Origin of the sequence: Xanthomonas cucurbitae, assembly GCF_002939885.1 — a bacterium.
Taxonomy (GTDB): Bacteria; Pseudomonadota; Gammaproteobacteria; order Xanthomonadales; family Xanthomonadaceae; genus Xanthomonas; species Xanthomonas cucurbitae.
The window spans coordinates 74,891-101,103 of the sequence record NZ_MDED01000005.1 but is presented as its reverse complement, the minus strand read 5'-3'; the positions used below and the strand labels follow the sequence as shown (position 1 = coordinate 101,103).

Annotated in this window: 25 protein-coding genes; 19 read left to right on the top strand and 6 right to left on the bottom strand. The window is 66.4% G+C overall.

The window, feature by feature from the left end; genetic code table 11:
- Positions 1–246 precede the first annotated feature (246 nt).
- Positions 247–1,461, top strand: a complete 1,215-nt coding sequence (locus tag XcuCFBP2542_RS04655) for a D-alanyl-D-alanine carboxypeptidase family protein (protein WP_104602441.1) — start codon at positions 247–249, stop codon at positions 1,459–1,461.
- Between the two features lie 118 nt (positions 1,462–1,579).
- On the opposite strand, the gene XcuCFBP2542_RS04650 is transcribed toward XcuCFBP2542_RS04655, so the two are convergent.
- Positions 1,580–2,641: a lipid A deacylase LpxR family protein gene (locus XcuCFBP2542_RS04650; RefSeq protein WP_104602440.1), complete on the bottom strand. Its 1,062-nt coding sequence runs from the start codon at positions 2,639–2,641 to the stop codon at positions 1,580–1,582.
- 222 nt (positions 2,642–2,863) lie between these two features.
- Here XcuCFBP2542_RS04650 and XcuCFBP2542_RS04645 point away from each other — a divergent pair, with 222 nt between their 5' ends.
- The 4 genes from XcuCFBP2542_RS04645 (at position 2,864) to XcuCFBP2542_RS04630 (ending at position 7,335) form a co-directional block, all read left to right on the top strand.
- Positions 2,864–3,142: a YbeD family protein gene (locus XcuCFBP2542_RS04645; RefSeq protein ID WP_104602439.1), complete on the top strand. Its 279-nt coding sequence runs from the start codon at positions 2,864–2,866 to the stop codon at positions 3,140–3,142.
- Positions 3,130–3,807 carry a lipoyl(octanoyl) transferase LipB gene (gene lipB, locus XcuCFBP2542_RS04640; protein ID WP_372372309.1) on the top strand — a complete coding sequence of 226 codons (678 nt, stop codon included), beginning with the start codon at positions 3,130–3,132 and terminating at the stop codon, positions 3,805–3,807. The genes XcuCFBP2542_RS04645 and lipB overlap by 13 nt, the downstream gene beginning before the upstream one ends.
- Positions 3,808–3,821: 14 nt before the next feature.
- The gene (gene lipA, locus XcuCFBP2542_RS04635) at positions 3,822–4,835 is read left to right on the top strand and encodes a lipoyl synthase (protein WP_104602438.1); all 1,014 of its coding nucleotides are present in this window, start codon (positions 3,822–3,824) and stop codon (positions 4,833–4,835) included.
- A gap of 340 nt (positions 4,836–5,175) precedes the next feature.
- Positions 5,176–7,335: a carboxy terminal-processing peptidase gene (locus XcuCFBP2542_RS04630; protein ID WP_208800710.1), complete on the top strand. Its 2,160-nt coding sequence runs from the start codon at positions 5,176–5,178 to the stop codon at positions 7,333–7,335.
- A gap of 108 nt (positions 7,336–7,443) precedes the next feature.
- Here the strand turns inward: XcuCFBP2542_RS04630 and XcuCFBP2542_RS04625 are convergent, their stop codons facing one another.
- Complete coding sequence (locus XcuCFBP2542_RS04625; protein WP_104602505.1) at positions 7,444–8,187, bottom strand: sulfite exporter TauE/SafE family protein; 744 nt, start codon at positions 8,185–8,187, stop codon at positions 7,444–7,446.
- Positions 8,188–8,275: 88 nt separating this feature from the next.
- Here XcuCFBP2542_RS04625 and XcuCFBP2542_RS04620 point away from each other — a divergent pair, with 88 nt between their 5' ends.
- Entirely contained in the window at positions 8,276–9,184 is a 909-nt protein-coding gene (locus XcuCFBP2542_RS04620) for a LysR substrate-binding domain-containing protein (RefSeq protein ID WP_104602436.1), read from the top strand.
- 63 nt (positions 9,185–9,247) lie between these two features.
- Here the strand turns inward: XcuCFBP2542_RS04620 and XcuCFBP2542_RS04615 are convergent, their stop codons facing one another.
- On the bottom strand, positions 9,248–10,114 hold the full coding sequence (locus tag XcuCFBP2542_RS04615) for an endonuclease/exonuclease/phosphatase family protein (protein ID WP_104602504.1): 867 nt from the start codon (positions 10,112–10,114) through the stop codon (positions 9,248–9,250).
- A 235-nt stretch (positions 10,115–10,349) separates the two neighbouring features.
- Between XcuCFBP2542_RS04615 and XcuCFBP2542_RS19535 the strand changes: the two genes are divergently transcribed.
- The 5 genes from XcuCFBP2542_RS19535 (at position 10,350) to gnd (ending at position 14,410) form a co-directional block, all read left to right on the top strand.
- Entirely contained in the window at positions 10,350–10,496 is a 147-nt protein-coding gene (locus XcuCFBP2542_RS19535; RefSeq protein WP_158251431.1) for a hypothetical protein, read from the top strand.
- Positions 10,497–10,695: 199 nt separating this feature from the next.
- On the top strand, positions 10,696–11,478 hold the full coding sequence (locus XcuCFBP2542_RS04610) for a DUF2242 domain-containing protein (protein ID WP_104602435.1): 783 nt from the start codon (positions 10,696–10,698) through the stop codon (positions 11,476–11,478).
- 125 nt (positions 11,479–11,603) lie between these two features.
- Positions 11,604–11,984 (top strand): glycine zipper 2TM domain-containing protein, encoded by a 381-nt coding sequence (locus XcuCFBP2542_RS04605; RefSeq protein ID WP_104602434.1) that lies wholly within the window; start codon positions 11,604–11,606, stop codon positions 11,982–11,984.
- Positions 11,985–12,128: 144 nt separating this feature from the next.
- A complete protein-coding gene (locus XcuCFBP2542_RS04600; protein ID WP_104602503.1) occupies positions 12,129–13,451 on the top strand; it encodes a hypothetical protein in 1,323 nt (440 codons plus the stop codon).
- A gap of 20 nt (positions 13,452–13,471) precedes the next feature.
- A complete protein-coding gene (gnd, locus tag XcuCFBP2542_RS04595) occupies positions 13,472–14,410 on the top strand; it encodes a phosphogluconate dehydrogenase (NAD(+)-dependent, decarboxylating) (RefSeq protein WP_104602433.1) in 939 nt (312 codons plus the stop codon).
- Positions 14,411–14,480: 70 nt separating this feature from the next.
- Here gnd and XcuCFBP2542_RS04590 read toward each other — a convergent pair whose 3' ends face one another.
- The gene (locus XcuCFBP2542_RS04590) at positions 14,481–15,545 is read right to left on the bottom strand and encodes an oxidoreductase (RefSeq protein WP_104602432.1); all 1,065 of its coding nucleotides are present in this window, start codon (positions 15,543–15,545) and stop codon (positions 14,481–14,483) included.
- Between the two features lie 150 nt (positions 15,546–15,695).
- Here XcuCFBP2542_RS04590 and XcuCFBP2542_RS04585 point away from each other — a divergent pair, with 150 nt between their 5' ends.
- From XcuCFBP2542_RS04585 to folK, 5 genes are all read left to right on the top strand, one after another.
- Complete coding sequence (locus XcuCFBP2542_RS04585; protein WP_170066948.1) at positions 15,696–16,064, top strand: BON domain-containing protein; 369 nt, start codon at positions 15,696–15,698, stop codon at positions 16,062–16,064.
- Positions 16,065–16,359: 295 nt separating this feature from the next.
- Positions 16,360–18,171: a sensor histidine kinase gene (locus tag XcuCFBP2542_RS04580; RefSeq protein WP_104602501.1), complete on the top strand. Its 1,812-nt coding sequence runs from the start codon at positions 16,360–16,362 to the stop codon at positions 18,169–18,171.
- Positions 18,168–18,608, top strand: a complete 441-nt coding sequence (locus XcuCFBP2542_RS04575; protein WP_104602431.1) for a response regulator — start codon at positions 18,168–18,170, stop codon at positions 18,606–18,608. The genes XcuCFBP2542_RS04580 and XcuCFBP2542_RS04575 overlap by 4 nt, the downstream gene beginning before the upstream one ends.
- Before the next feature lie 3 nt (positions 18,609–18,611).
- Positions 18,612–20,114 (top strand): ATP-binding response regulator, encoded by a 1,503-nt coding sequence (locus XcuCFBP2542_RS04570; RefSeq protein WP_104602430.1) that lies wholly within the window; start codon positions 18,612–18,614, stop codon positions 20,112–20,114.
- 80 nt (positions 20,115–20,194) lie between these two features.
- Positions 20,195–20,710: a 2-amino-4-hydroxy-6-hydroxymethyldihydropteridine diphosphokinase gene (gene folK / locus XcuCFBP2542_RS04565; protein WP_104602429.1), complete on the top strand. Its 516-nt coding sequence runs from the start codon at positions 20,195–20,197 to the stop codon at positions 20,708–20,710.
- A 54-nt stretch (positions 20,711–20,764) separates the two neighbouring features.
- Here folK and XcuCFBP2542_RS04560 read toward each other — a convergent pair whose 3' ends face one another.
- The gene (locus XcuCFBP2542_RS04560; RefSeq protein ID WP_104602428.1) at positions 20,765–21,502 is read right to left on the bottom strand and encodes a pteridine reductase; all 738 of its coding nucleotides are present in this window, start codon (positions 21,500–21,502) and stop codon (positions 20,765–20,767) included.
- Here XcuCFBP2542_RS04560 and XcuCFBP2542_RS04555 point away from each other — a divergent pair.
- Positions 21,501–22,754 carry a class I SAM-dependent methyltransferase gene (locus XcuCFBP2542_RS04555; RefSeq protein WP_208800398.1) on the top strand — a complete coding sequence of 418 codons (1,254 nt, stop codon included), beginning with the start codon at positions 21,501–21,503 and terminating at the stop codon, positions 22,752–22,754. The genes XcuCFBP2542_RS04560 and XcuCFBP2542_RS04555 overlap by 2 nt on opposite strands.
- Entirely contained in the window at positions 22,742–23,155 is a 414-nt protein-coding gene (locus XcuCFBP2542_RS04550) for a VanZ family protein (protein ID WP_104602427.1), read from the top strand. Before XcuCFBP2542_RS04555 ends, XcuCFBP2542_RS04550 begins: the two co-directional genes overlap by 13 nt.
- A 487-nt stretch (positions 23,156–23,642) precedes the next feature.
- Here the strand turns inward: XcuCFBP2542_RS04550 and XcuCFBP2542_RS04545 are convergent, their stop codons facing one another.
- Positions 23,643–24,503: a 2OG-Fe(II) oxygenase gene (locus XcuCFBP2542_RS04545; RefSeq protein ID WP_104602426.1), complete on the bottom strand. Its 861-nt coding sequence runs from the start codon at positions 24,501–24,503 to the stop codon at positions 23,643–23,645.
- Between the two features lie 187 nt (positions 24,504–24,690).
- On the opposite strand from XcuCFBP2542_RS04545, the gene XcuCFBP2542_RS04540 reads away from it, so the two are divergent.
- Complete coding sequence (locus tag XcuCFBP2542_RS04540; protein WP_170066947.1) at positions 24,691–26,169, top strand: hypothetical protein; 1,479 nt, start codon at positions 24,691–24,693, stop codon at positions 26,167–26,169.
- The last annotated feature ends 44 nt before the right edge of the window (positions 26,170–26,213 follow it).

Genomic DNA, 26,213 nt, shown 5'->3' with positions numbered 1-26,213 from the left:
CAACCAGCAGCCGCAACTGCACCCACACCCACACCCACACCCACAACCACACCCTTCTGCCACCGCCTGCGGTTGTTTGGCGCCGGCCGCCCTATCAGATCGCCGCCCAAGCCGACATGGCGCGCAACCCGCCGTCATCGCTGAACTGAGCAGGCGGCTGCGTGGTCTGATGCGTCGCCCTCATTGCTGCAGCGCTTTACAATTTCGCATCACCCAGCCTTCGGGCCCGTCAGGAGTCGTTCTTCAATGAAATTCCGCTTCGCCGCCGCTGCCGTGGCCACGTTCGCCTTCGGCCTGGTCTGCGCCCAGACGCCCGCGCCGCAGCCGATGCCCGCTGCGGCCGCCGCGCCTGCTGCCCCGGCTGCATTGCCGGTTCCGCCCGCGCCCGCGCCGGCCGTGTCCAAGTCCTGGATCCTGATGGACTACGCCACCGGCCAGGTGCTGGCCGGTGAGAACATACACCAGCAATTGGCGCCGGCCTCCATCACCAAGGTGATGACCTCTTACGTGGTGGCCGCCGAGATCAAGAACGGAAAGGTCACCCGCGACGACCAGGTCATGATGAGCGAGCGCGCCTGGCGCGAAGGTGGCGCCGGCACCGATGGCAGCTATAGCGGCTTCCCGGTCAACCAGACCGCGCGTCTGGAAGACATGGAAAAGGGCATGGCGATCCAGTCCGGTAACGACGCGGCGATCGCACTGGCCGAGCATGTGGCCGGCAGCGAAGAAGCCTTCGCCTCGCTGATGAACAGCTACGCCGCCAAGATCGGCATGAAGAACTCGTACTTCGTCAACGCGCACGGCCTGAGCGCCGAAGGCCACCATTCCACTGCCTACGACCTGGCCCTGCTGGGCCGCGCGATGGTGCGCGATTACCCGGAAACCTACGCCTACAACAAGATCAAGGAATTCCAGGTCGGCAGCATCAAGCAGAACAACCGCAACCTGCTGCTGTGGCGCGACCCGGCCGTGGACGGCATCAAGACCGGCCACACCTCCGAAGCCGGCTACTGCCTGCTGAGCTCGGCCAAGCGCGGCGACCAGCGCCTGGTCGCGGTGGTCATGGGCGACAGCTCCGAGCGCCAGCGCGCCGACGATAGCCTGGCGCTGCTCAACTGGGGCTTCCGCTTCTTCGAGGCCCACAGCCTGTATGCACCGGGCAAGGTGGTGACCAAGCAGAAGGTCTGGAAGGGTGCGCAGGACGAAGTGCAGCTGGGCGTGGCCCAGCCGCTGCTGGTCAGCCTGCAGCGCGGCCGCTACAACGACCTCAAGCCCAGCATGGAAGTGCCCAAGAACCTGCAGGCGCCGATCAAGCAGGGCCAGCAGGTCGGTACCGTCAAGGTCAGCCTGGACGGCAAGATCATCGCCCAGGCCCCGCTGGTAGCCATCAACGCGGTCGAGGAGGGCGGATTCTTCAAGCGCCTCTGGGATGCGTTCTGGATGTGGTGGGAATCGGAATAAAAAGAAAGCCGGCGAAAGCCGGCTTTTTTTTCGGGAATCGGGAATCGGGAATCGGTAGAAGCCAGAGCACAGCCTTGGCTCTTGCGATTCCCCATTCCCGATTCCCCATTCCCAGCCGTCAAAGCATCCGGCTGATGGTGAAACTTCCGTACACCGGCGTCTGTCGCTGGGTGTCGAATTCGCGGGTGCGGTGGTAACGGGCCAGGGCGAACTTCCAACGGCCATGCATCACCGCCAACCCGTAGCCGACATCGGCCACGAACGGTCGCTTGTCCACGCTGTGGCTGTTGCGGAAGGAGTTGCCGTCCAGGGTGATGTCGCGGAGTACCCAACGCGCATCGGAGGTCACGAACAGGTGCCCCGACCAGCCACTGGCGCGGCCCAGGCGGCTGGGTGCGGTGTTCTCGCCGGCCGGCCGGGTCGGGGTGCTGCCGAAATCATCGGGCAGCTTCCAGCCAAAACGCGCCTCGCCGCCAGCATTCAGATAGGTGGCCATGTTGCCCACCGCCCCGCCCCAGTGCGAAATGAAATCCCATCCGAATCCATCGGCATTGCCGCTGGCGTCGGAGGGCCATCGACGCATGCGTTCATGGACCAGATTGACCAGTGGCTCGTTGTGCAACTGGTTGTCCCAGCCCTGGAACTTCTCGTCGCCCAGCAGATCGTGGATTGCATCCTGCGCCTCCTGCGCAAAGGCCCACGGACCAACCACGCCGACCTGCAATTGGGTCGTGCGCAGGTGCGCATCGTTGCGCGCGTTGTAGCCGAAGCTCGCCAGCAGGATGCCCGCATACGGGCGATCGTCGGGCACCACGTCGCGGCGGGTGAAGTCGGTGGGGGTGAAGATCGCCTGTCCAAGCGAGAACACCATGTTCTGCTGGTCGAACTCGCCCGGATGCAGCCGTTCGAGATAGCGATTGAGCCAGCGCGCCGTGCGCGGCAGGCAAGGGTCGTCGGTGTAGTCGACCAGGTTGGGCGACACCAATGTCAGCACCGCACCGTTGGAATATCCCTGGTCCTGGTCTTCACCGCCCAGCAGGTCGTTGTCGACCCGGAAGTTGATCGCCGGCGGCGTGCGACCCAGCCGGCTGGAATCGCACTGATCCGCCGCCACAGCCGAGGCCGATAGACCTGTGAGGGAGAGCAGCAGGGCTGCGGACAACACGCGCACTGGAAGCATGTAGGGCCTGCGATTGGAAGGAGGCATGTGTGCCCGAAGATGCCGCGCGCTGACGCTGCATTGCGTGAAATGGCGATCTCGCACCCACGATGCGTCGAGGCAGCGCCGACGCGCGCCACGCCGCTGGATGGACAGGCGTGGGTGGATCCTGCGCGATCACCACACTGCCGCAGCGGCGCAACCACCCTTGGGTTTGCCTGCCGCCGGCCCGATAGTGGGGCGATGGACATCCGCTCTGACAACCCCGATCACGGCTTCCAGTTTCCCGGCACCTTCGAGCTCAGCGCCATGGGCGCGGCCGGCCGTGGCCTGGAAGCGGAGCTGCCGCGCCTGCTCGCCGCCACTGGCGTGGAATTGCTGCAGGAAAGCATCAGCTGGAAACATTCCTCCAGCGGCAAGTACGTCTCGGTCAAGATCGGTTTCCGCGCCGAAAACCGCGAGCAATTCGACGCCGCACACCAGGCGCTGCGCGAGCATCCGGAAGTGAAGTGGACGCTGTAGCGGCCGCCGGCGTGCCGGCGATGCTGCGTGCGCTCGGTCGTCAGGACTATGCCCCGGTGTGGCGTGCAATGCAGCGTTTCACCGATGCGCGCGACGAGCACACTGCCGATGAGGTGTGGGTGGTCGAACACGCGCCGGTGTTCACCCTGGGCCAGGCAGGCAAACCCGAACACGTCCTGGCACCGGGGCAGATCCCGGTGTTGCAGGTCGATCGCGGCGGCCAGGTGACCTATCACGGCCCCGGGCAGTTGGTGGTCTACCCGCTGCTGGACCTGCGCCGGCTCAGGATCGGCGTGCGCGACTATGTCTGCAAGATCGAGCAGGCACTGATCGACACGCTGGAGGAGTGGAACATCCTGGCCGAGCGCCACGACGGCGCACCCGGCGTTTACGTGGGCGGGGCCAAGATCGCCGCGCTCGGCATCCGGGTGCGCCGTGGCTGCACCTTCCACGGTTTGTCGTTCAACGTGGCGATGGACTTGGAGCCGTTCCAGCGCATCAACCCCTGTGGCTACCAGGGCCTGCGGGTGACCTCGGTGCTAGACTTGGGCGGCCCCTCCGGGATGGACGCCGTCAAGGCGGTGCTGCTCGAGCAACTGGCGCGCCAGTTCGGCCTCGTGCTGCAGCCCGTTTCCGCATTGCCCGACCTTTCGCTTCCGGCCTGAGCGCCCGTACCGTCATGACCCAGCCTATCGCCCGTTCCATTCCCTTGCAGGTCGTCTCCGGCGACACCGCCGCGCCTGCGCCGCTGCAGACCGGCGTCAAGCAGATCGGTGGCGACAAGATCAACCGCTCGCCGGTGCAGTTCGTCGATGCGCCGGTGCTGCGCAAGCCGTCGTGGATCCGCGTGCGGATTCCCTCCGGCAACGCGGTGCAGAACCTCAAGGCCAAGCTGCGCGAAAACCGCCTGGTCACCGTCTGCGAAGAAGCCAGCTGCCCGAATATCCACGAGTGCTTCAGCCACGGCACGGCCACCTTCATGATCCTGGGCGAGGTATGCACGCGGCGCTGCTCGTTCTGCGATGTGGCGCACGGCCGGCCCAAGCCGCCCGATGCCAACGAGCCGGCCAGCCTGGCCACCACCGTGGCCGACATGGGCCTGAAATACGTGGTGGTGACCAGCGTGGACCGCGACGATCTACGTGACGGCGGTGCGCAGCATTTCGTGGATTGCATCGCCGCCATCCGCGCCAGTTCGCCCAACACCCGCATCGAGATCCTGACCCCGGATTTCCGCGGCAAGGGCCGCATGGACCGCGCGCTGGAGATCCTGGCGCTCAGCCCGCCGGATGTGTTCAACCACAACATCGAAACCGTGCCGGACCTGTATCCGAACGTGCGCCCCGGCGCGGATTACCAGTGGTCGCTGACCCTGCTGCAGCGCTTCAAGGCGCAGCATCCGTCCATCGCCACCAAGTCCGGCATCATGCTCGGGCTGGGCGAAACCATGGAACAGGTGCAGGCCACCTTGCGCGATCTGCGCGCGCACGATGTGGACATGATTACCATCGGCCAGTACCTGCAGCCGACTCCGCACCATCACCCGGTGATGCGCTACTGGACGCCGGAGGAATACAAGGCGCTGGACGACTACGGCAACGCGCTGGGCTTCAGCCATGTCGCGTCTGGCCCGATGGTGCGCTCGTCGTATCACGCCGACCGGCAGGCAGCCGGCGCCGGCGTCGCGGCCTGAGGCAAGTCGCAGTCCACGCGCCGCTGCGTGTGTCCTGCGCCGCGGTCATCCTGCCCGGCCTTGTCGCCGGTTGCGTGCGGCCACGCGTGCCAGGCCCGTATCGCGCAATCTGCATCACCGTCAACGGCCCCCAGTGCGGGGCCGTGTCGTTGCTGCCGTCGGCGCCGCGTGTGCGGGGTGCGGTCGCGTTCACAATTCACTACGGGCCCGACGCTAGGCTGGTTCAGGCAGATGACAATGGCGGCAACTTTCGGCACTGTCTTGCTGTCGGACCCGTTCACCGCCTCTTTGTCGGCCCTGCGCCGAGAGCCATTCGATGACCTATAACGTTTCTGCGTCCATGAAGGCCGGCCTGCTCGCGCTGGTGTTGACCACGCCGATGGCCTTGCTCGCACGTGCCGATACTGCGCTGCCGGCAGCCGCCACGCCTGAGCAGGCGACCGCGACCAAGCTTGTCTACGGGCTGCTCTCGGACAGCCGCTATGCCTACCGCCCACGCAGCCTGGACGAGGCGATGGCGCAGGACGTGTTCAAGCGCTACCTGGAAACCCTGGATGGCGGCAAACAGTTCTTCACCCAGGCCGATGTCGACAGCTTCGCGTCGCTGAAGGCGGGCGTGGGCGACGCCTTGCAGGGCGGCAAGCTGGAGCCGGCGTTCCAGGTGTTTTCGGTCTACAAGAAGCGGGTCGACCAGCGCGTCAAGTACGCGCGCGATCTGCTCAAGCAGGATTTCGATTTCACCGGCAATGACAAGTTCGAGTACGACCGCAAGGACGTGCCGTGGGCGGCCGATGACAAGCAGCTGGATGCACTGTGGCGGCAGTCGGTGATGAACGACTGGCTGCGCCTGAAGCTGGCCGGCAAGAAGCCCGACGACATCCGCAAGACCCTGGACAAGCGGTACGCCACGCTGGCCGATTCGGTCAACGAGCTCAAGGGCGAGGACGTGTTCCAGTTCTTCGTCAACGCTTATACCAACGCGGTGGATCCGCACACCGACTACTTCACCCCGCGCACGGCCGAACGCTTCAACCAGCAGATGTCGCTGTCGCTGGAAGGCATCGGCGCGCAGCTGCAGAAGCAGGAAGACATGGTGGTGATCCGCGAGGTGATCCCGGGCGGCCCGGCGGCCGTGAACGGAACGCTGAAGCCGGGCGATCGCATCGTGGGCGTGGGGCAGGGCAAGAGTGGCGTGATCGAGGACGTCATCGGCTGGCGCATCGATGACGTGGTGGAAAAGATCAAGGGCAGCAAGGACACCCAGGTGCGCCTGGAGTACATCCCGGCCGAGTTGGGCATCGACGGTGCGCACCGCACCCTGACCCTGACCCGGCAGAAGGTCCGCCTGGCCGAGCAGGCCGCCAAGGGCGAAACCATCACCCTGCCAGCCAAGGGTAGCGAGCCGGAGCGGCGTGTCGGCATCATCAAGCTGCCGGGCTTCTACCAGGATTTCGAGGGGCGCCGCCGCAATGCCACCGACTACGCCTCGGCCACGCGCGATGTCGCCAAGCTGCTGGCCGGCTTCAAGACCGACAAGGTCGACGGAGTGGTGCTGGACCTGCGCAACAACGGCGGCGGCTCGCTGGACGAAGCCATCGAACTGACCGGCCTGTTCATTGAACAAGGCCCGGTGGTGCAGGTGCGCGAATCCGGCGGCCGGGTCACCGTCAACGGCGACAGCAATCCCAAGGTGGCCTGGGATGGTCCGCTGGGGGTCCTCATCAACCGTGGCTCGGCCTCGGCCTCGGAGATCTTCGCCGGTGCCATCCAGGACTATGGCCGCGGCCTGGTGATCGGCGAAACCAGCTTCGGCAAGGGGACGGTGCAGAATATCGTCGACCTGGACCGCTGGCCGGCTGCCGAAGGCCAGCGCTATGGGCAGGTCAAGCTGACGATTGCGCAGTTCTTCCGCATCAGCGGCTCCAGCACCCAGCACAAGGGCGTGGTGCCGGACATTGCTTTCCCGGCCAGCGTGGACGCGACCGAGTTTGGCGAAAGCACCTACGACAACGCCTTGCCGTGGACGCGCATCGCCGCCGTGCCGCATACCCAGTACGGCAACTTTGCGCCCTTGCTGCCCAAGCTGCAGACACTGCACTCCACGCGCATCGCCAGCGACAAGGAGTTCCAGTGGTGGGAAGAAGACGTCAAGCAGTTCCGCGACGAGAAGGCCAAGAAGTACATCTCGTTGAACGAAGCCGAGCGTCTGGCCGAGCGCAAGAAGCAGGACCAGCAACGCAAGGACCGCCAGCAGATTCGTAAGCAGCTGGGGCTGCCGCTGGACCCGCTGGCCGATGACACCGACGACGGGTTGACCGGCAACGAGCGCGACATCGTCAAGGACACCGCGCGCGAGAAGGCCGCCGAGAAGCGCCCGGATCCGCTGCTGCACGAATCGGCGGCGATCCTGGCCGATGCGCTGGGTCTGCTGTCGCAGGACCGGCCGTTGTCGGCGCAGGTGCTGCCGCAGTCCACCGCGCCCGGAAGCTGGGCCGACTGAGCCCCCGGCGCTGTGTATGACCTCGACGCCACCGCTTGCCGGTGGCGTTTTTCTTGAGCCAACGCGCTGGCCGACGATGCCGCTGCCGGACAACGCCGTTTGGCAACATCAACCCAGCGCCTGCCAGCAGGCTTGCAGGCCCAGCGCCAACAGCGTGCCGAAGAAGACCCGCCGGAACATGTCGGCGGAGATGCGGCGGCGGACCCGGCTGCCTGCCCACAGCCCCAGTGCGGTCGGCAGCAGCGCCAGCAGCGACGGCAGGCCGGCCGTCAGTGGGATGCCGCCGCGCCACACCAGCGCGATCGCCAGCGCCAACGTGGCTGTTCCGAAGCAGCATGCCAGCGCGCGGATCAGCAGCTCGCGCGGCAGGTCCAGCGCAGAGAGGTAGGGCACCACCGGTAGGACCAGCACGCCGGTGGCGCCGCTGAGCAGGCCGCTGGCCAGTCCCGTCAGCGGCCCGGCCCAGCGTTCGTGGCGCGCGGGCAGCGTCCACTGCCAGCGGGCAAGGCCGAGCAGGGAGTAGAGCACCAGCAGCACGCCCAGGCCGGCGCGCAGGCGCCGGGGATCGCCGTCGATCATCACCCCCACGCTGAGCCAGGTACCCGCCACCACCATGGCGAGCAGGGGCCAGAGCCGCCGCAGCAGGGCCACGGGGTGCGCCCCCCACGCCTGTTGTAGATTCGTCACCAGCGAAGGCAGCACCAGCAGCGCGGCGGCCTGTGCCGGCGGCAGCCACAGGCCGAGCAGTCCCATGGCGACCGTCGGTAGCCCCATCCCGGCAACGCCCTTCACCGCGCCGGCAAGCACGAATACGGCGGCGATCAGGAACCAGTGAGATAAGTCTGCAGGCATGCCGACGAGCATCCGGCCGCCGGTGGCTGCCCGACAAGCTGTGTTTGTTTGAGGCAGACTTCGTCCCAACCGAAGGCTGGGGCGTGGCATGCAGGTAGAGTTCGTCGATCTGCGGATCTTCGTGGCGGTGGCCGAGGCCGGCAGCATCACCGCCGGCGCCGATCGGGTGGCGCTCTCGCTGGCGGCGGCCAGCGCACGCATTCGCGCGCTCGAGCTGCGGCTGGGAGCGGCCGTGTTCGAACGCGGCCGGCGCGGGGTCACGCTGACCGCCGCCGGCCAGGTGCTGCTGCGGCACGCGCGGGTGCTGGCACGGCAGGAGCAGGCGATGCGCAGCGAGCTGGGCGACTACGGACCGGGCGGGCAGGTCACGCTACGGCTGGCCGCCAATACGGCGGCACTGTCCGAATGGCTGCCCGAATGCGTGGCCGATTTCCTGCTGGCGCATCCGCGGGTCGATCTGATCCTGGCCGAGTGCGGCAGCGAGGAGGCGGCCGATGCGGTGCGCGATGAACGTGCCGACCTGGCGGTGGTGGCGGGGCATGCGGACTTCACTGGCCTGCAACGTCGTCCGTTCCGCGAGGATCGCCTGGTGGTGGCAATGGCGGCCAGCCATCCGCTGGCCGGCACCCGCGTGCTGCGCCTGGCCGACATCGCGGACATGCAGTTGTTGGCGCTGTCGGCCGACAATGCCCTGCAGCGTCACCTGCGCACCCACCTGGCCAGGGCCGGCGTGCAGTTGCGCATCCGTGCGCGCGTGCCGGGTATCGACACGCTGTGCCGCATGCTGGCGCGCGGGGTGGGCGTGGCCATCGTGCCGCATGCCGCACTGGCCTGTTCCAGGGCCGGGCAACAGTTGGTGGCCGTGCCGCTGGACGAGGCCTGGGCGCAGCGCGCGCTGTCCATCGTCTGGCGGGACACCCCGTCGGCGATCCTGCAGACGCTGCTGGACTGGCTGCAGGCCAACAACGCGACCCGGGCAGGGCTAGGCCGGCGCTGAGCGGCGCTGGGCGCGTGTGCGTTCGGTCGGTGTCGGTGCGGTGCGCGGGATGCGTGTGGACGATCAGCGCGGCCAGTTGAATTCGGCCAGCACCGGAGAGTGATCCGAGGGCAGGATGCCGCCGGGGCGGTCGTCCAGGGTGGCGAAGCGGGTGGGCGTCAAGCCGCGGAACAGGATCCAGTCGATCCGCCGGGTGGGGTGGGTGCTGAAATCCTGGAAGGTGTTTTCCGGCCCGCTGCGGCTGGGCGCACGCACGCGTGCATCGCCCAGCACGGCGGTGAGCGCGGGGTAGGCGCGCTTGTCCGGATCGCTGTTGAAATCGCCGGTCACCACCACCGGGATGTCCGCGGGCAGCTGTGCGATGCGCGACAGGATCAGTCGGGCACCTTGTTCGCGGGCCGGCTCATCTGCATCGCGGTGCGGCAGATGCGTGTTGAACAGGTAGAACCGGCGCTTGTCGCCACGACGCTCGAACAGCGCCCAGGTGACCATGCGCGGTAGGTCCGTGCCCCAGCTGCTGCTCCCGGGCACGTTGGGTGTTTCCGACAGCCAGAAGTCGCCCGATTCGACCACCGTCAGCACGCGGTTGTCATAGAACACGCCCATGTGCTCATCGCCGCCATCGGCGCGACGTCCCTTGCCGAACCAGCGGTAGGCCGGCAAGTGCGCGGCAAGATACTGTGCCTGCTCCTGCACCAGCTCTTGGGTGCCGACGACATCCGGATGCGCCTGACGGATCAACGCGACCATGGCATCGCGACGCGCCTGCCAACGTTTGTCGCCGTCGGTATCCACCGGCACGCGCACGTTGAACGACATCACCCGCAGCGGCGCGCTCGGCGTTGTCGCCAGCGCGGGCAGGGCGATGCACAGGACGGCGACGCTGGCGAGAAGGCTGTGCAGTAGCATCTGCGCGATCGGGCGTGGCATGCAGGCGAACTCCATTGGGGGAAACAACACCCCGCGAGACTAACCGGCCATGATGACCGCTGCTTTACCGCAGCGATGGCCTGTGCGAGTTCCCGCAGTGGCCGTTGCAAGATGTGCAGCACACCACGACCTTTCGCAACCGGCTCACCCGGTTCGCGCGGCCCGGTTCCAGCGGGGCGGTGGTATCGGATCGCTACGACATTGACCGCGTCATTCGCAAGTATGGGGCACCATTTTGCGCGAACGCAGCGCGTCGCTGGACGAGGTGGCTGCCAGCGCCGACAGCGAGGACGCGCTGGTGATGGTGTGGGAGAACGGGGCGGTGCGGCAGGAGTGGGCGCCGGCGCAGGCGCGTGCCCGCGCCAACGCTGCGCGCCTCTGATCGGCAGCACGCTGGCATGGGTATGCTGCCCCCATCGACGAGGCACCGCTGTCGCCCGCCTCGCCGCCATTGGAGGTGATGACGCGCGGCGGTGCCCAGCCAGCGGATGAACCGCCGATGCCCTGAGCAAACGGCGCGACGCCGCGCGCACAGGGGTTGCAGCTATGCTTTGGCCGGTTTTGGATGATGGAATCTTCCCATGTCTCGTACTTCCCTGATCGCGCAGGGCGCGCTGCTTGGCGCGCTGGCAACCCTGGCCGGCTGCGGCGGCAGCAAGGGCGACACGATGCTGATGCGCGAGTCGTTCGATTCCGACGACACCTACTCGCGCAACGTCGCCGCGACCTCGGCGCAGGCATGCGAGGCGGCACGACGCGTGCTGTTGAGCCAGGGCTATGCGGTGACACGAGCAGACGCGACCGGCGTGGAAGGCAGCAAGAACTTCCAGCTCAAGGACGCCGAGCAAAGCGAGCAGCTCAACCTGCGCATTTCCTGCGCCAGCCAGGATGGCGGCAAGGCGCAGGTGTTCGTCAGTGCGCTGCAGGATCGCTATGCCTTGAAGAAGAGTTCAACCTCGGCCAGCGTCGGGGTCGGCATGTTGGGGTCGTTGTCGTTGCCGGTGGGCAGCAGCGGCGACTCGTTGGTGCGTGTGTCCAGCACCACCGTGCAGGACGCGGCCTTCTACAAGCGCTTTTTCGAGCGCCTGACCTCGTACTTGCCCAAAGTCACCCAGGCGGTGTCCGCCACGGCGGCGCCAGTACCCGCAGCGATGGCGCCGCGTCCGCCGGCAGCACCCGCTGCAGCAACCGCGCCCGCCGTACCGCCTGCGCAGCCATCCGCTGCCAACGCGTCGGTGGGGTCAGCCGCGGCAACACCGGCGGAGGTGGCGCAGCCCCCGGTCGCGCCCTTGCCGGTAGAGGCACAGGACCCGCCGTCGGCGCCGGCCAAGGCACCGCCGCATGAACCGTCGACGCAACCGTGACGTTCGGTTCATGCTCCGCTCCAAAGCCTGAATAGTCGTAAGCGCGCTTCACGTGATGTTCTCGACCGGGCGAACAGAGTGCGCGCCATGACTCGCCGAGCGGGCGAGAACGATGGAGACCGACGATGAACATCAAGACATCCCTGCTGGGACTGACCATGATCGGCCTGATGGCGACCAGCAGTCTTGCGCAGGCGCAGCGTTACTCGCATCAGGGTTCGTACACGGAAGCCGATGAGGGCCGCAAGTTTTCCGACGGTACGCGCGTGCGCTGCCGCAACGTGGAAGTGCAGCAGAATTCGACGGACCCCAATCGCATCGGCGGCACCTTGGCCGGGGCGGCCATTGGCGGTCTGTTGGGCAACCAGGTAGGTGGCGGCAACGGCAAGAAGCTGGCAACCGTCGCCGGTGCAGTAGCCGGTGGCGCGGCAGGCCGCACCATCCAGGGCAACCGCCAGCAAGCCAACGGCAACCGCCGCGTCGAGCGCGTCTGCGAACGTCGCTGAGTTCGCTGCAGTGAATCCGCAAAGCCCCGGTCATGCCGGGGCTTTGCCGTTGTAATCGAGAAAACAACGCCTTCAATCCCCGCCGTTGTGCGAATGAGCAAATTCCAGCAGCTGTGCCGGCAGCGTGCTTCTTCCTCCACCTGCGTGGCCACGCGGCATGCCGTGCGTTCCCGCTTGGTGACGCTGTGCTGTGCAGTCGTGCTGGTCGCTACGCAGCCGCTGCAGGCGGCGACTGCTGCGCCCAGCGCCGACTGCGTCCAGGCGCTGTTGCAGCGGCTGGGTTGGACCATTCGCGAGGCAGCGGTCGACGCGCCGGTCATTGCGCGCGGCGCACCCTGTACACGGGAATCGCTGGCAAAGGCGCAGGCCGCCGGCGACCTGCAGGCAACCTTGCCGGCGGGCTGGGGCGCGCCGCAACGCGGTGCCGCCCTCAAGGCGTTGCTGGAGGATCCGGCCACGCATTGCGCCTATGGGTTCGAGGTCGGGGCCGCAACACGGCGTGCAGTGACCCAACTGCAGAACAACCCGAACTACCGTTTTTCGGCGGTGCAGCTGGGCTGGATCGGCTTTGGCTGGCGTGGCGCGGCGGCGCAGGGCTGGAGCGGGTTTCGCAGCTTCGGCCGTGGCTATCAACCACACGGCAGCAACGCGCAGGCACTGGATGCGTTCTACCGCGGCCATGTGCGCTCCGAATGCGGAGTAGGGCGGCAGGTGGCCCAGCTTGCCACCCAGCGCCAGTTGTATGGCGATGCCGGATTCGACCAGGTGTTCACGCCCGGCGAGCTGTCGATCGGCACCTTCCTGACCCTGCACGATACCGACAGCATTCTGCTTGGCGCGCACGCTGGTGAATTCCTTGCCGATGGCAAGGCGGTCAAGACCTCACGACTGGGGCGGCAGGCCTTCGTGGGCGCACCGGGTTTCATCGCGCATGTATTGGACAAGGCTTATCTGGACGATATCCATAACCAGGCCGAAAACTTCGTGGTGGTGGATGTCAGCGATGCGGCCGCGCAGGCACTGGCGCAGCATGGCGGCTTTGCGCATTACGATGCACTCAACCGGCGGATCTGGGAATTGTCCAAGCCGCTGCGCGGGCCGGGAAAACGGCGATTCGAACGCTTGCTCTACGAGCGCGACGCCTCGTTGCGCGCGAGCCTGGATCCGCCGCAGCAGGTGCAGCTGCAGGAGTTGCAGCGGCTGCTGGACGATCCGTTCTACCAGGGCTTTCTGGTGTACGTGCATCCCAAGGGCATCAAGCCGATCGGCTATCACGTGGCGCGGTTGCTGGACCGTAACCCGCGCACGCCCTACGCCATCGACCTGACCCTGCACAATCTGCACACCACCTTGTACTGGCGCTGGATCCACTGGCAGCTGCAACAGTGCGCCACCAGCAGCGCCACGGAACAATCCATTGAGAATTCCGCCACGCCGACGCAGGCCGGGCGTGGCACCCTGCATTGAACAGACAACGAGGAGCACGTATGGAACTGGGGATGGTGGGTTTGGGCCGCATGGGCGCCAACATGGCCGAGCGTCTAGTACACGGCGGGCACCGCGTGCATGGCTACGATCCGGGCGCCGACGCGCGCAGCGGTGCGCAGGCCAAGGGGATTGTGACTGCAGACGCGTTGGAATTGCTGGTGTCCGCGTTGCCGAGCCCGCGCGTGGTGTGGCTGATGGTGCCGGCCGGCAAGATCGTCGATGAAACCCTGGCGCAATTGCTGCCGTTGTTGCAGGCCGGCGATATCGTCATCGATGGCGGCAATTCGTACTACAAGGATTCGCAGCGCCGTGCCGCGCAGTTGCAGGCCAGCGGCATTGCCTTTGTCGATTGCGGCACCAGCGGCGGCGTGTGGGGCCTGCAGGAGGGCTATAGCCTGATGGTCGGTGGCGAAGAGGCCGCAGTGGCCACCCTGCATCCCATCCTGGCCACGCTGGCACCGGCACCTGACAAGGGCTGGGGGCGGGTGGGCCCCAGTGGCGCCGGTCACTTCACCAAGATGGTTCACAACGGCATCGAGTACGGAATGATGCAGGCCTACGCGGAAGGCTTTGCGTTGATGCAGCACAAGACCGATTTCGCGCTGGACCTGCACCAGGTTTCGGAAATCTGGCGCGATGGCAGCGTCGTGCGCTCATGGCTGCTGGACCTGACCGCCGATGCGCTGCGCCACAATCCCACCATGGGGGGCATTGCGCCGTTCGTGGCCGATTCGGGCGAGGGCCGCTGGACGGTGGCCGAGGCGATCGATCTGGAGGTCTCGGCGCCGGTCATCACGCTGTCGTTGATGGAACGGCTGCGCTCGCGCGACAAGGATTCGTTCACCGACAAGCTGCTGGCGGCCATGCGCAACCAGTTCGGCGGACACGCGGTGATGCGCACCACCGCGCCGCCACCGACCGGCAGCGAGCAGGCATGAAGACGCCTTGCGTGGACCGCGCCCGCCCTGGATGAGCGCGGCCGCAGGCGTGCCGGTGCGCAGCCGGCCCCTACGGCGAGGCGGTGCGCACCCCATCCAACCATTGCACCTGGCCGGTTGCCGCGCTTTGCTGGGCCAGCTCCAGCAATTGCATCACCTGCACCGCATCCGCAACGCTGACCGGTGCCGGCCCGTTGCCGGCCAGTGCGTCGCGGAACGCGGCGTAGCATTGCCGGTAATCGCCAGGCAGGGTGTCCGGTTGATGGGTATGCACGCGGCCTTCTTCATCCACCCGCGTCAGCGTGCCGGGCGAAGGGTCCACGCCCCAGCCAGCGGTGCCCGGGCGGCGGCCGGCGCGGAGCTGGTCTTCCTGCGGATCCAGGCCGTGTTTGAGATAACTGCCGCGAGTGCCATGCACCGCAAAGCGCAGCCGGTTGTCGGCCACCAACGAGCCGGCGTGCAGGATCACCCGCCGCCGCGGGTAGTGCAGGATGACGTGGAAGTAGTCGTCGCTGCGCGCCTGGCTGCGTTGCTGCTGCAGGTCGGCCGCGATCGCCTGTGGCGCGCCGAACAGCTGTAACGCCTGGTCGAGCAGATGTGGTCCCAGGTCGTACCACAGCCCGGCACCCGGGATCTCGCTTTCGCGCCAACGGTTGCGCACCTGTGGGCGATAGCGGTCGAAATGCGAGTGGAATTCCACCACCTCGCCCAGATGACCCTCGTCGATCAGCCGACGCACGGTGAGGAAATCCGCGTCCCAGCGGCGGTTCTGGAACACGCTGACGATGCGCCCGGCCACGGCCGCCGTGTCCACCACTGCACGCGCCTGACTGGCATCCAAAGCGAACGGTTTGTCCACCAGCACATGCTTGCCGGCGGCCAAGGCCTGCAGGGCGAATGGGGCGTGGGTCTGGTTGGGCGTGGCCAGCACCACCGCATCCAGGGCTGGATCGGCCAGAGCGACGTGAAGATCGGCAAGAACGGCAACCTCGGGCAGGTCGGCCTGCACCTGTTGCGGCCTGGACGACACCACGCTGTGCAGCCGCAGGCCGGGTGTGGCCGCGATCAGCGGTGCATGGAAGGTGCGACCGACGTAGCCGTAGCCGACGAGGGCCAGATTGAACGGTTTAGGCATTGAAAACGGTTCATCGCAACAATCAAGGAGACCTGCATGGTAGTGCACCGACCGGTGTGTGCCAGGTTCACAACCCTTGCATGCGGCAGTCACGTCTGCTCGACGAGACGCGCTGCAAGCTTGGCCCACCTTCAACAGGAGTGGCTGGAAATGAAGAACATCACGCATGCACGCAAGCTGCTGGCGCTGTCGTTGTCGCTGGGCCTGACCCTCGGTGCGACGCAGGCATTCGCCGCTCCGCAGGACATGGGGGCACACAAGGATCATGCCGCCGGCATGAACGAGTCCAAGAAGCCGGTGACCGATACCTGGATCACCACCAAGGTCAAGGCCGATCTGCTGGCGACCGACAACGTGTCCGGCACCGACGTCAAGGTCGAGACCAAGAACGGCATCGTGACGCTGACTGGTACGGTTGCCACCCAGGCCGAACACGACAAGGCAGTGGCCGTTGCCAAGGGCATCGAAGGCGTGAAGAGCGTCAAGTCGACCGGCCTGAAGGTCACTGCGAAGAAGTAAGACCGCTGCAAATGCCGGTCCCGCTGCGGCGAGGCGGCGGGACCGACACCAGGCGCACTCCACGGAGTGCGCCTTTTTTGTCGTCCGCACCACAGCGCTGTTACGACGGTCATCAAGACAGGCCGATGGAAAGGATGGCACTCTCGCCGTTTTCACGGGGACTGCACGTATGCTATGCCTATTCAGTTATGTCGTGGTCGAACGTGACTTTGCTGAATAATTCATCTCAACCCGGCCAGGATCGGAGACAATGCCGGGTCGCGCCAACACGCCGCAAGCGGATACAGACCTGGCAATGCAGATAACGGTCCAAGCAGACAAATGGGATCGCTGGCGAATGCCCTCGCTGGTGTTCGCCGTGTGCCTGATCGTGGTGGTGCCTGCCCTGCTGCTGCAGCAGATGGCGGGCAATGCCAATCGGGCGGCCGTACGCGTCACCCACAGCCACGACGTGCAGGAAACCGCGCAACGCCTGGAGGCGGCGATGCGCGACGCCGAATCTGCCGCGCTGATGCGTTCGCATGGCGTGGGGCGCCCGGCGCTGGTCGAGCGCATGCGCCGCGGCCGGTTCGAGGCGCTGGCGGCAGTGGCGCGGCTGATCGCCTTGACCAGCGACAACCCGGCGCAGCAGGTGCGCATGGGGCGCATCCAGAGCACGATCGAGCGTCGCCTGTTGCTGGCCGAACGCATTGCGGCGACCACCGACCCGGTGCGGATCCGCGCGCTGATCGAAGAAATGACGGTCAACAACCCGATCCGGGTGCTGATCGACGAATTGCAGGGTGCCGAAGGCCGGTTGCTGGAGTTGCGCAACGCCCGTGCGGAGACCGAACGGGTGCATTTCGCGGTACTGAGCTGGGCGGCGTTGGCGGTGCAGCTGCTGCTGCTCACTTCGGTGATCTGGCTGCTGCAACGGCAGATCCGGCGTCGCCTGGCGGCCGAGCAGGAGTATCTACGCGCCAGCGGCCGCGCCAATTCGGTGCTGCAGACCGTGCGCGAGCCGATCGTGCTGCTGGACTCGCGCCGGCGCATCGTGCTGCACAACCCTGCATTCGCCGAACTCTACGGGCTGGAAGAACGCGGCAACGAGCTGATGGCGCTGGAAGACGTGGGCGATGGCGTCTGGCGCGACCAGCAGTTCCACCAACGACTGGCCGACGTGCTGCTGCGCGACCGCGAGCTGTGGGATTTCGAACACGAACAGCGTGCCGCCGACGGCGTGCTGCGCACCATGCTGATCAACGCGCGGCGCATGCCCCTGCCCGATGCCGCCGACGAGGACGTGGTGCTGATGACGGTCAGCGACATCAGCGTGCAGAAGGCCACGCAGCTGCGCATCCAGGAACTCAACCGGCAGATGGAAGGCAAGGTGGAGCAGGTCTCGGAGGTCAACCGCGAGCTGGAAGCCTTCAGCTATTCGGTCTCGCACGACCTGCGCGCGCCGCTGCGCCATGTGGCCGGGTTCTCGGACAAGCTGGCACGCCACCTGGGCGATGCGGCGGACGAGAAATCGCGGCATTACATGGAGGTCATCAGCAGCTCGGCGCGGCGCATGGCCTCGCTGATCGACGACCTGCTGGTGTATTCGCGCCTGGGCCGCAGTGCGCTGCGGCTGCAGGCGGTGGACATGCAATCGCTGGTGGCCGAAACGCGCGCGATCCTGGATTCGAACGTGCAGAGCGAGAACACCGGTCATCGCGTGGAATGGCACATCGCGCCGTTGCCGGTGCTGGTGGCCGACGAAAACATGATGCGCCAGCTGTGGATGAACCTACTGGGCAACGCGGTCAAGTACAGCGCCAAGCGCGAGGTGGCCCGGATCGAGGTCACCTATGCGCTGACCCAGGAAGGCGGCCACCAGTTCAGCGTGCGCGACAATGGGGCCGGTTTCGACATGGAATACAGCCCCAAGTTGTTCGGCGTGTTCCAGCGGCTGCACAAGGCCAGCGAATACGCCGGCACCGGGATTGGCCTGGCCAGCGTGCGACGCGTGTTGGCCCGCCACGGAGGCCGCATCTGGGCCGAAGGCGCCGTCGATGAAGGTGCTACGTTTTATTTCGAGCTTCCCCCTGCGCTTGAAGCGCCCAACCAAGAGTTCATTGCATGAGCGCCATTCGTACCATTCTCCTGGCAGAAGACAGCTCGGCCGACGCAGAAATGGCGGTCGATGCGCTGCGTGAAGCCCGTTTGGCCAACCCTATCGTGCATGTCGAAGATGGCGTGGAAGCGATGGATTATCTATTGCGCCGCGGCGCGTTCGCCGGCCGCGAAGAAGGCCTGCCGGCGGTGCTGCTGCTGGACATCAAAATGCCGCGCCTGGATGGGCTGGAAGTGCTCAAGCAGGTGCGCAGCGACGAAGCGCTCAAGCGGCTGCCAGTGGTGATCCTGTCCTCTTCCCGCGAAGAGAGCGATCTTGCGCGCAGCTGGGATCTGGGCGTCAATGCGTATGTCGTCAAGCCGGTGGATGTGGACCAGTTCTTCACCGCGGTCAAGACGCTGGGGACTTTCTGGGCAGTCATCAACCAGGCGCCGGAGCTGGACTGAACCATGCCTTATGAGGGTGGCAAGCTGGAGCAGCTGAAGATCCTTTTGGTGGAAGATTCGCCAGAAGACGCCGAGCTGTTGTCCGATCAACTGCTGGATGCCGGCATCGACGCGGTGTTCGAGCGTGTGGACAGCGAGCCGTCGTTGTGTGGCGCGCTGGAGGCGTTCCAGCCGGACATCGTGTTGTCGGACCTGAGCATGCCCGGTTTTTCCGGTCATCAGGCGCTGCGTCTGGTACGCCAGGGCGGCGCCACTCCCTTCATCTTTGTCTCCGGCACTATGGGCGAGGACACCGCCGTCAAGGCGCTGCAGGATGGCGCCAACGACTACATCATCAAGCACAACCCCACCCGCCTGCCGAGCGCGGTGATGCGCGCCATCCGCGACGCACGTGCCGAGCAGGAACGCCAGCGCGTGGAGAGCGAACTGATGCGGGCACAGCGGCTCGAGAGCCTGGCAATGCTGGCGGCCGGGTTGAGCCATGATCTGCGCAACATCCTGCAGCCGTTGCTGATCGTGCCCGACCTGCTGGCCGGACGGACCGATGATCCGCAACTGCGGCAGCTGGCCAACGTCGTGGCCGAATGCGGCCGGCGCGGGCACGAGATGGCCGAATCCATGCTGTCGTTCGTGCGTGGCTCCAACAAGCCGCGCGAGCAGGTGTCCGTCGCCAGCCTGTTCCAGGGGGTGCAGATGCTGCTCAGGAGCAGCCTGCCCGATGGCGTGCGCCTGCAGATGGACCCGATCGCGGCGGATCTGACCATCGAGGCTAACTACACCGAATTGCAGCAATGCCTGCTCAACCTGGGCCTGAACGCGATCCAGGCAATGCCCGGCGGCGGCACCCTGGTACTTGGGGCCGACCGCTTCGATGCCACGCGTGTGCGCATGCGCGTGGCCGACACCGGCATGGGTATGAGCGATGAGACCCAGGCACGCTTGTTCAGCCCGTTCTTCACCACCAAGGTCGATGGCACCGGCCTGGGGCTGATCTCGTGCAAGCGCATCGTGGAAAGCTATGGCGGCAGCATTCAGGTGGACAGCCGCCTGGGCGAGGGAACCCGCTTCGACATGCTGGTGCCGATGCGCGCGGTCGCCACGCCGGTGGTCGATACCGAGCTGCCGCTTGCGCTGGGCCAAGGCCAGCGCATCCTGCTGGTGGATGGCGAGGCCACGCGCCTGTCGCTGCTGGGCAATGCACTGTCCAGTCAGGGCTACCAGCCACTGCTGGCCAACGATGGCGCTGCGGCACTGCACCTGGTGCAGCAGCACGTCATGCCGGACCTGGTCATCATCGACAGCGACATCCTGATGCTGTCGGCGGTGAGCGTGTTGTTGAGCATGCAGGAGCTGGGCTACCAGGGGCCGGCGATCGTGCTTGAAGACGTCGGGACGCCGCTGCAGCGCGTGCATTTTCCCACCGACATCCCGGTGCACGTGTTGCGCAAGCCGCTGGAGATGCGCAGGGTCTTCCGCGCGGTCGCGCATGCGTTGGAAGTGGCCTGACGCACGCATGGAGTGCGCGCAGGCCGATCCGTGCACCTGCAACAGTTGACGCTGATGCCGGCTGCATGCGCGAATAGTGCATGACCACCGTGCTTCTCAGCCTCGGCAGCAATGTCCAGCCGACCCATTATCTGCGCCTGGCCGTGGCGGCCTTGCGCGCGCGTTTCGGACCGCTCACGGTGTCTCCGGCGTACCGCACGCCGGCAGTCGGCTTCGACGGGCCGGACTTCGTCAACAACGCGGTGGCACTGCACACCGAGCTGGACCTGCAGGCGCTGGATCGGTGGTTGCACGCGCTGGAAGATGCGCATGGCCGCGACCGCAGCGGGCCGCGCTTCAGCAACCGTACGCTGGACGTGGACGTGGTGTTCTTCGGCGATTGCATCGTCGAGGGCCCCGGGCATTTGCGCATCCCGCGCCCCGAGCTCAGGCATGCGTTCGTGCTCAAGCCGTTGGCCGATATCGCGCCGGAGTTCGTGGATCCGTTGAGCGGGCACACACTGGCCGCGCTCTGGCAGGCGCATCCGCAGCACGGCACTCCGTTCACCACGGTGGAGCTGGATGCTGCGCCCACGGCGGTGGAGCTGGCGCGGTAGCTGGACGTGTAGTGCTGCAGCACCATGCTTGCTTGCTCGGCGCAAGCAGCCGCGCTAACTGAGCTGGCGGCCGCCATCCACATGCAAGGTGTGGCCAGTGACGAAGCGAGCGTCGTCCAGCAACCAGCGCACTGCTTCGGCGATTTCTTCCGGCGTGCCGATCCGCGCCAGCGGCGTACGCGCCAGCAGGGCCTGCTTGGCCTCGTTGGCCTTGCCTTCCTCCGGCCACAGGATCGCGCCGGGCGCCACCGCATTGACGCGCACCTCCGGGGCCAGCTCCAGCGCGAGCGACCGGGTGAGCATTTCCAGCGCGCTCTTGGAGGCGCCATACAGCGGGTGGTTGCGCATCGGCTGCTGGGCGTGCAGGTCGGTGAGATTGACGATGGCACCGCGGTGCTGGCGCAGCTGCGCGGCGGCGGCCTGGGCGATGAAGAACGGCGCACGCGCATTGACCGCGAACAGTTCGTCCCATTGTGCCGGGGTGGCCTGGCCCAGTGCGGTGGGGTAGAAGGCCGAGGCATTGTTGACCACCGCATCCAGGCGGCCGAAGGCGGTGATGCAGTCGTTCACCAACTGGGCGGGCGACTGCGGCAGGCGCAGGTCGGCCTGCAGTGCGCACGCGCTTCCCGCACGCTGCGTGCACAACTCAGCCACGCGCGCGCTCAGCGCCTGGCCGGAGCGGTGTGCATGCAGGGCCACGCGATAGCCGGCGGCGTGCAGCGTGGTGGCGATCTGCGCACCGATGCGGCGGCCTGCGCCGGTGACCAACACCACCTTGGAACTGTCTGTCATGGCGTACTCGCTCGGCGTTGCGGAGGGCTCGGCTATCCTGTGCATTGTCTTCGCAACCGGTGCCCGCATGCACGCCGACCTTCCCACTCCCGATCCGGACGCCCTGGCCCACAGCGAGCGCTTGGCCGCGCACCTGCGCGCCGAAATCCAGGCCGCCGGCGGGGCGATTGCGTTCTCGCGCTTCATGGAACTGGCGCTGTATGCGCCGGGCTTGGGCTATTACAGCGCCGGGTCGAGCAAGTTCGGTGAGGCCGGCGATTTCGTCACCGCGCCCGAGCTGGGGCCGCTGTTCGCTGCCACCGTCTCCGGCGCGCTGGCGCCGGTGCTGCAGCAACTGGGGCCGCAGGCGCGGGTGCTGGAAGTGGGGGGCGGTAGCGGTGCGTTTGCCGAGGTCACGCTCAAGCGGCTGCTGGAGCTGGACGCGCTGCCGGAGCGCTATGCCATTCTCGAACCCAGCGCCGACCTGCGTGAACGCCAGCGCGAGCGGCTGGGGCGCAGCCTGATTCCGCCGGTGTTCGATCTGGTCGAGTGGCTGGATGCACCGTTCCCCGACGATTGGGACGGCGTACTGTTCGCCAACGAGGTGATCGATGCCTTGCCCACGCCACGCTTTGCGATGCGCGATGGGCAGGTGTATGAGGAAACCGTGGTGCTGGATGCGCAGCAGCAGTTCATGCGCGGTGAGCAGCCGGCCGATGCCTTGTTGAGCGCAGCGGTACGGCATCTGGAGCGCTATCTGGAACAGCCATTGCCCGATGGCTATCGCTCCGAGTTGCTGCCGCAACTGCCGTACTGGATCCAGGCGGTGGCCGGTGGCCTGAAACGCGGTGCGATGTTGTTCGTCGACTACGGTTACCCGCGTGGCGAGTTCTATCGTGCGCAGCGCGAGGACGGTACCTTGCGCGCGTTCTATCGTCACCGCATGCACGAGGATCTGTACCGCTGGCCGGGTCTGCAGGACCTGACCGCCTCGGTGGATTTCACCGCCTTGGCCGAGGCCGGCACCGGCGCCGGTTTCGAGCTGGCCGGTTACTGCACGCAGGCCAGTTTTCTGCTGGGCAATGGCCTGGATGCGTTGCTGGCCCAGGCCGATGCGCGCACCGATGAGGTCGGACGCATGCGCCTGCGGCAGCAGGTCAAGCAGCTCACCTTGCCCAGCGAAATGGGCGAGCGTTTCCAGGTGATGGGTTTTGCGCGCGAGGTGGATTTCGCCCCTGCCTTCCTGGCCGGCGATCTCACGTGGCGGCTGTGACGGCGGCGCTGCGGCCGTTCCACCGGCCGGCGCTGTGGGTGGGGCTGTGGATCGCGGCGATCGTGGTGCTGATCGCGGTGTGCCTGGGACCACCGCCGGAATTTCCCGAGCTGCCCTCCAACAGTGACAAGGCCGAGCACTTCCTGAGCTTCGCGCTGCTGAGTTGGGGAGCGGTGCAGTTGTTCGCAACCCGTCGCGCGCTGTTGCTGGCCGCATTCGGGCTGGTGCTGCTGGGGATCGGTATCGAGATTGCGCAGGGCGCGTTGACCACCAATCGCAGTGCAGATCCGTACGATGCCCTGGCCGATACGCTGGGCATTCTTGCCGGGCTCTGTCTGGCATGGACGCCGTTGCGGTGGGTGATGTTGCGACTGGATCAGCGCTTGTTTGGTGCACGCTGATTGTTTGGCAAGAAGGTGCGTGTGGGGCTGTGGATTCGCTGCAGGGCCCTTGCCCGCCCAACATCGCGGGACACGCCGCAAGTACGTCCCTGTAGGCTCTTACGCGGCATCCATGCCGCGTAAGGTCCCGCGACGGTAGGCGGGCAAGGACCAGTCGAGTTGGTCGGTGTGCAAGGTTTTCAACAAGCAATCAGCAAGCTGGCGAAGCAGTGTCTCGCTCTTCAATAGACCACCGGCCTACTGTCTGGTGCGGTGTCCTCGCCGCTTGCGGCATGGATGCCGCCAACGAGCCCCCATGGATGGGTTCACGGCGTGTCCCGCGAGCGGCGAGGGCACCGCGCGCCCGACTCACTCGGTTTTTCACTCTATCTACGCGCCGCTGCGACTCGATACCCCCGGTCGCTAGGAGCCGATCCAGTCATTTGGGTGGGTCATTTCAGTGCAGTAGTCGTCCACCTGGCTACTGCGTCAGCATTGATCCGCGCCCTCAGGCAGGCATACGCACTGCGCGTTCACGTAGCCATTTGGTGGCCACCCACTTTTCGCCTGCCAACACCGGTACGCCGGCATGCAGGCTGCGTGTCATCGGGTGCGGGCGGTCGTAGCTGAAGAACACCGCGTTGCCCTTGACCGCCGCCACCTCCAGATGCGCATCGGGAAAGCGCGTGGCGCCACCGCGTTCGGGCGTGTTGAGGTACATCACCAACGAGGCGACGCGCTGGCCGCCAGCCTGCAGCAGCACGGGCGTGCCGGCCGCATCGGGGTCGAAGTAATCGTAGTGCGGCCGATACTCCGCGCCGGTGGCGTAGCGCAGCACCTGCAATCCTTCGCCGTGCTCTAGCGGCCAGTCGAGCAGGCGCGCAATGCGCGCTTCGATCCGTTGGCATAGCGCATCCTGGCCCAGCTGCAGGCACATGCTGTCGCTGGTGCGTGCGGCGTGCACGATTTGCGTGCCACTGCCGTTGTCCACGGTGCGCGAGCGCGCCAGGCGCGGCTGTGCCAGCGCGATCAAGGCATCGCATTCGTCATCGCACAGGAAATCCTCCAGCACTACCACGCGTGGCAGCAGCAGGCTGACCAGCACGCGGACGTGGCGGTCGCCCAGGTCCAGCAGCGAGGCGTCGTCGTGTTGCAGCAGCGCGGGCACGCGCACCGGCAGCGGCAGGCCGTTCGCCTGTGCATGCCGTTGGATGTGGTCGCGCACCAGCGCTTCGACCGCGTCGATGGCGTCCTGCGCGTTCCAGCCCTGATCGAGCAACGGTTGCAGCGCCTGTTCGGGCGGTTGTCCGGCCACGGCCTGCGCCACGATCCAGTCGGCCAGTGGGGATGGGATATCGAGCAATGTCATCCCGCTACAGTGCATGTTTTCGTGTGTCAGAAATATGTCAAATATGTCGCGGTAAGACAAATGCAACAGACGGTCCCTATAAAGGTGACGGGGATCTTGAACGTGCTCGCCACTGCAGTGAGCGGAACGCAACCAATTCTTGACGACTCCTCTTCATACCGGACCTTTTGACCTGGAGATCAGCCGCATGTCCGTTCGCAACAGCAGCAAAACACTTCTCATGACCTTTGGTACCGCGCTGGCGCTGTCGGCCTGTGGTGGCGGAGCCGACCGTGTCGCTTCGCCGGGCGAGGGCGCGTTTCCGCCGGCACCAGCACCAGCACCAGCGCCGACGCCAGCGCCTACCCCCGCACCGGCACCGGCACCCACGCCGACTGGCCCGGCCGCCGATTGCCCGACCGGTTTCTCCAACGTCGGCACCATCGCCAACAACACGCTGCGTGCGTGCCAGTTGCCGGAAACCATCAACGGCAACCTGGTCGTCCCCGCGCGTGCCGGTACCGCCTATTCGATCAGCGGCCGCGTCAATGTGGGTACCGATCGCGGTGGCAATGCCACCGCACCAACGGCCGGCAGCACGCAGGGCATCCTGACTGTCGAGCCGGGCGTCACCTTGTATGGCTCCTCGGGCAGCGACTACATCGTGGTCAACCGCGGTTCGCAGATCTTTGCCGAAGGCAGCGCCACCGCGCCGATCGTGTTCACCGCAAGGCAGGCGTTGGAAGGCCAGGTCAATGCGAACACCATCGGCCTGTGGGGCGGCATCGTGGTATTGGGCCGCGCGGCGATCAATAACTGCCCGGGCACCACCGTCTCCGGCACGCCCGAGTGCCAGGCGCAGGTGGAAGGCACTAACGCGTTCTATGGCGGCAACAGTGCCACCGACAACAGTGGTTCGATGCGCTACCTGCGCGTGATGTACTCGGGCTTTGAAATTTCGCCCAACAACGAGTTGCAGGGCATCACCCTGGCCGGCGTGGGCAGTGGCACACGCCTGGACTACGTGCAGATCCACAACAGCTCCGACGACGGCATCGAATGGTTCGGTGGCACGGTCAACGGCAGCCATGTGGTCATCACCGGTGCCGATGACGATTCGCTGGATACCGATGCTGGCTGGAGCGGTGCATTGCAGTTCGGCATCGTGGTGCAGCGCGCCGGTGGCGGCGACCGCATGAACGAGTGGAGCAGCCTGCGTCGCCAGCCCTATTCGCGCCCGAAGGTGGCCAACTTCACCTACGTGGGCAATGCGCGCGCCGGTGCGGCAATCATGCTCAACCAGGGCACGCAGGCCGCGTTCTACAACTCGGTGGTCACGCGTCCGGCCGGTGGCACCGGTGATGGTCTGGTGTGCTTCAACCTGGCCGATACCGACACGCTCGGCACCTTCGACTCGGTGTTCTTCGCCTGCCCGACGGCCTTCGGTAGCGACGCGCGTGCGGCCACCCAGTTCGCCGCCGACACCAACAACGTCGCCAACGGTGTGTCCACGTTGCAGAACACCTTCGTCAACGGCGCCAACGAAAGCGCCGTGCCGGCCTTCCAGGGCTTGAACGGGGTGAGCAGTTTCTTCCAGCAGGTGAACTACATCGGTGGCGTGCGTGATGCCAACGACACCTGGTGGCAGGGCTGGACCTGCGGCCTGACCGCCGATCGTCCCTGCTGAGGCACGGCATCGCGCGGCGGCCCGATGCTGCCGCGCGATGCGTC

What these genes read in the sequence shown, in the direction of transcription:
- XcuCFBP2542_RS04545 (WP_104602426.1), bottom strand. Translation starts at nt 24,503, where the DNA reads ATGACATTGCTCGATATCCCATCCCCACTGGCCGACTGGATCGTGGCG.
- XcuCFBP2542_RS04555 (WP_208800398.1), top strand. Translation starts at nt 21,501, where the DNA reads ATGGCGTACTCGCTCGGCGTTGCGGAGGGCTCGGCTATCCTGTGCATT.
- XcuCFBP2542_RS04645 (WP_104602439.1), top strand. Translation starts at nt 2,864, where the DNA reads ATGGACATCCGCTCTGACAACCCCGATCACGGCTTCCAGTTTCCCGGC.
- XcuCFBP2542_RS04605 (WP_104602434.1), top strand. Translation starts at nt 11,604, where the DNA reads ATGAACATCAAGACATCCCTGCTGGGACTGACCATGATCGGCCTGATG.
- folK (WP_104602429.1), top strand. Translation starts at nt 20,195, where the DNA reads ATGACCACCGTGCTTCTCAGCCTCGGCAGCAATGTCCAGCCGACCCAT.
- XcuCFBP2542_RS04610 (WP_104602435.1), top strand. Translation starts at nt 10,696, where the DNA reads ATGTCTCGTACTTCCCTGATCGCGCAGGGCGCGCTGCTTGGCGCGCTG.
- XcuCFBP2542_RS04650 (WP_104602440.1), bottom strand. Translation starts at nt 2,641, where the DNA reads ATGCTTCCAGTGCGCGTGTTGTCCGCAGCCCTGCTGCTCTCCCTCACA.
- XcuCFBP2542_RS04560 (WP_104602428.1), bottom strand. Translation starts at nt 21,502, where the DNA reads ATGACAGACAGTTCCAAGGTGGTGTTGGTCACCGGCGCAGGCCGCCGC.
- XcuCFBP2542_RS04615 (WP_104602504.1), bottom strand. Translation starts at nt 10,114, where the DNA reads ATGCCACGCCCGATCGCGCAGATGCTACTGCACAGCCTTCTCGCCAGC.
- XcuCFBP2542_RS04630 (WP_208800710.1), top strand. Translation starts at nt 5,176, where the DNA reads ATGAAGGCCGGCCTGCTCGCGCTGGTGTTGACCACGCCGATGGCCTTG.
- XcuCFBP2542_RS04655 (WP_104602441.1), top strand. Translation starts at nt 247, where the DNA reads ATGAAATTCCGCTTCGCCGCCGCTGCCGTGGCCACGTTCGCCTTCGGC.
- XcuCFBP2542_RS04540 (WP_170066947.1), top strand. Translation starts at nt 24,691, where the DNA reads ATGTCCGTTCGCAACAGCAGCAAAACACTTCTCATGACCTTTGGTACC.
- XcuCFBP2542_RS04570 (WP_104602430.1), top strand. Translation starts at nt 18,612, where the DNA reads ATGCCTTATGAGGGTGGCAAGCTGGAGCAGCTGAAGATCCTTTTGGTG.
- XcuCFBP2542_RS04580 (WP_104602501.1), top strand. Translation starts at nt 16,360, where the DNA reads ATGCAGATAACGGTCCAAGCAGACAAATGGGATCGCTGGCGAATGCCC.
- XcuCFBP2542_RS04620 (WP_104602436.1), top strand. Translation starts at nt 8,276, where the DNA reads ATGCAGGTAGAGTTCGTCGATCTGCGGATCTTCGTGGCGGTGGCCGAG.
- lipA (WP_104602438.1), top strand. Translation starts at nt 3,822, where the DNA reads ATGACCCAGCCTATCGCCCGTTCCATTCCCTTGCAGGTCGTCTCCGGC.
- XcuCFBP2542_RS04585 (WP_170066948.1), top strand. Translation starts at nt 15,696, where the DNA reads ATGAAGAACATCACGCATGCACGCAAGCTGCTGGCGCTGTCGTTGTCG.
- gnd (WP_104602433.1), top strand. Translation starts at nt 13,472, where the DNA reads ATGGAACTGGGGATGGTGGGTTTGGGCCGCATGGGCGCCAACATGGCC.
- XcuCFBP2542_RS04575 (WP_104602431.1), top strand. Translation starts at nt 18,168, where the DNA reads ATGAGCGCCATTCGTACCATTCTCCTGGCAGAAGACAGCTCGGCCGAC.
- XcuCFBP2542_RS04625 (WP_104602505.1), bottom strand. Translation starts at nt 8,187, where the DNA reads ATGCCTGCAGACTTATCTCACTGGTTCCTGATCGCCGCCGTATTCGTG.
- XcuCFBP2542_RS04590 (WP_104602432.1), bottom strand. Translation starts at nt 15,545, where the DNA reads ATGCCTAAACCGTTCAATCTGGCCCTCGTCGGCTACGGCTACGTCGGT.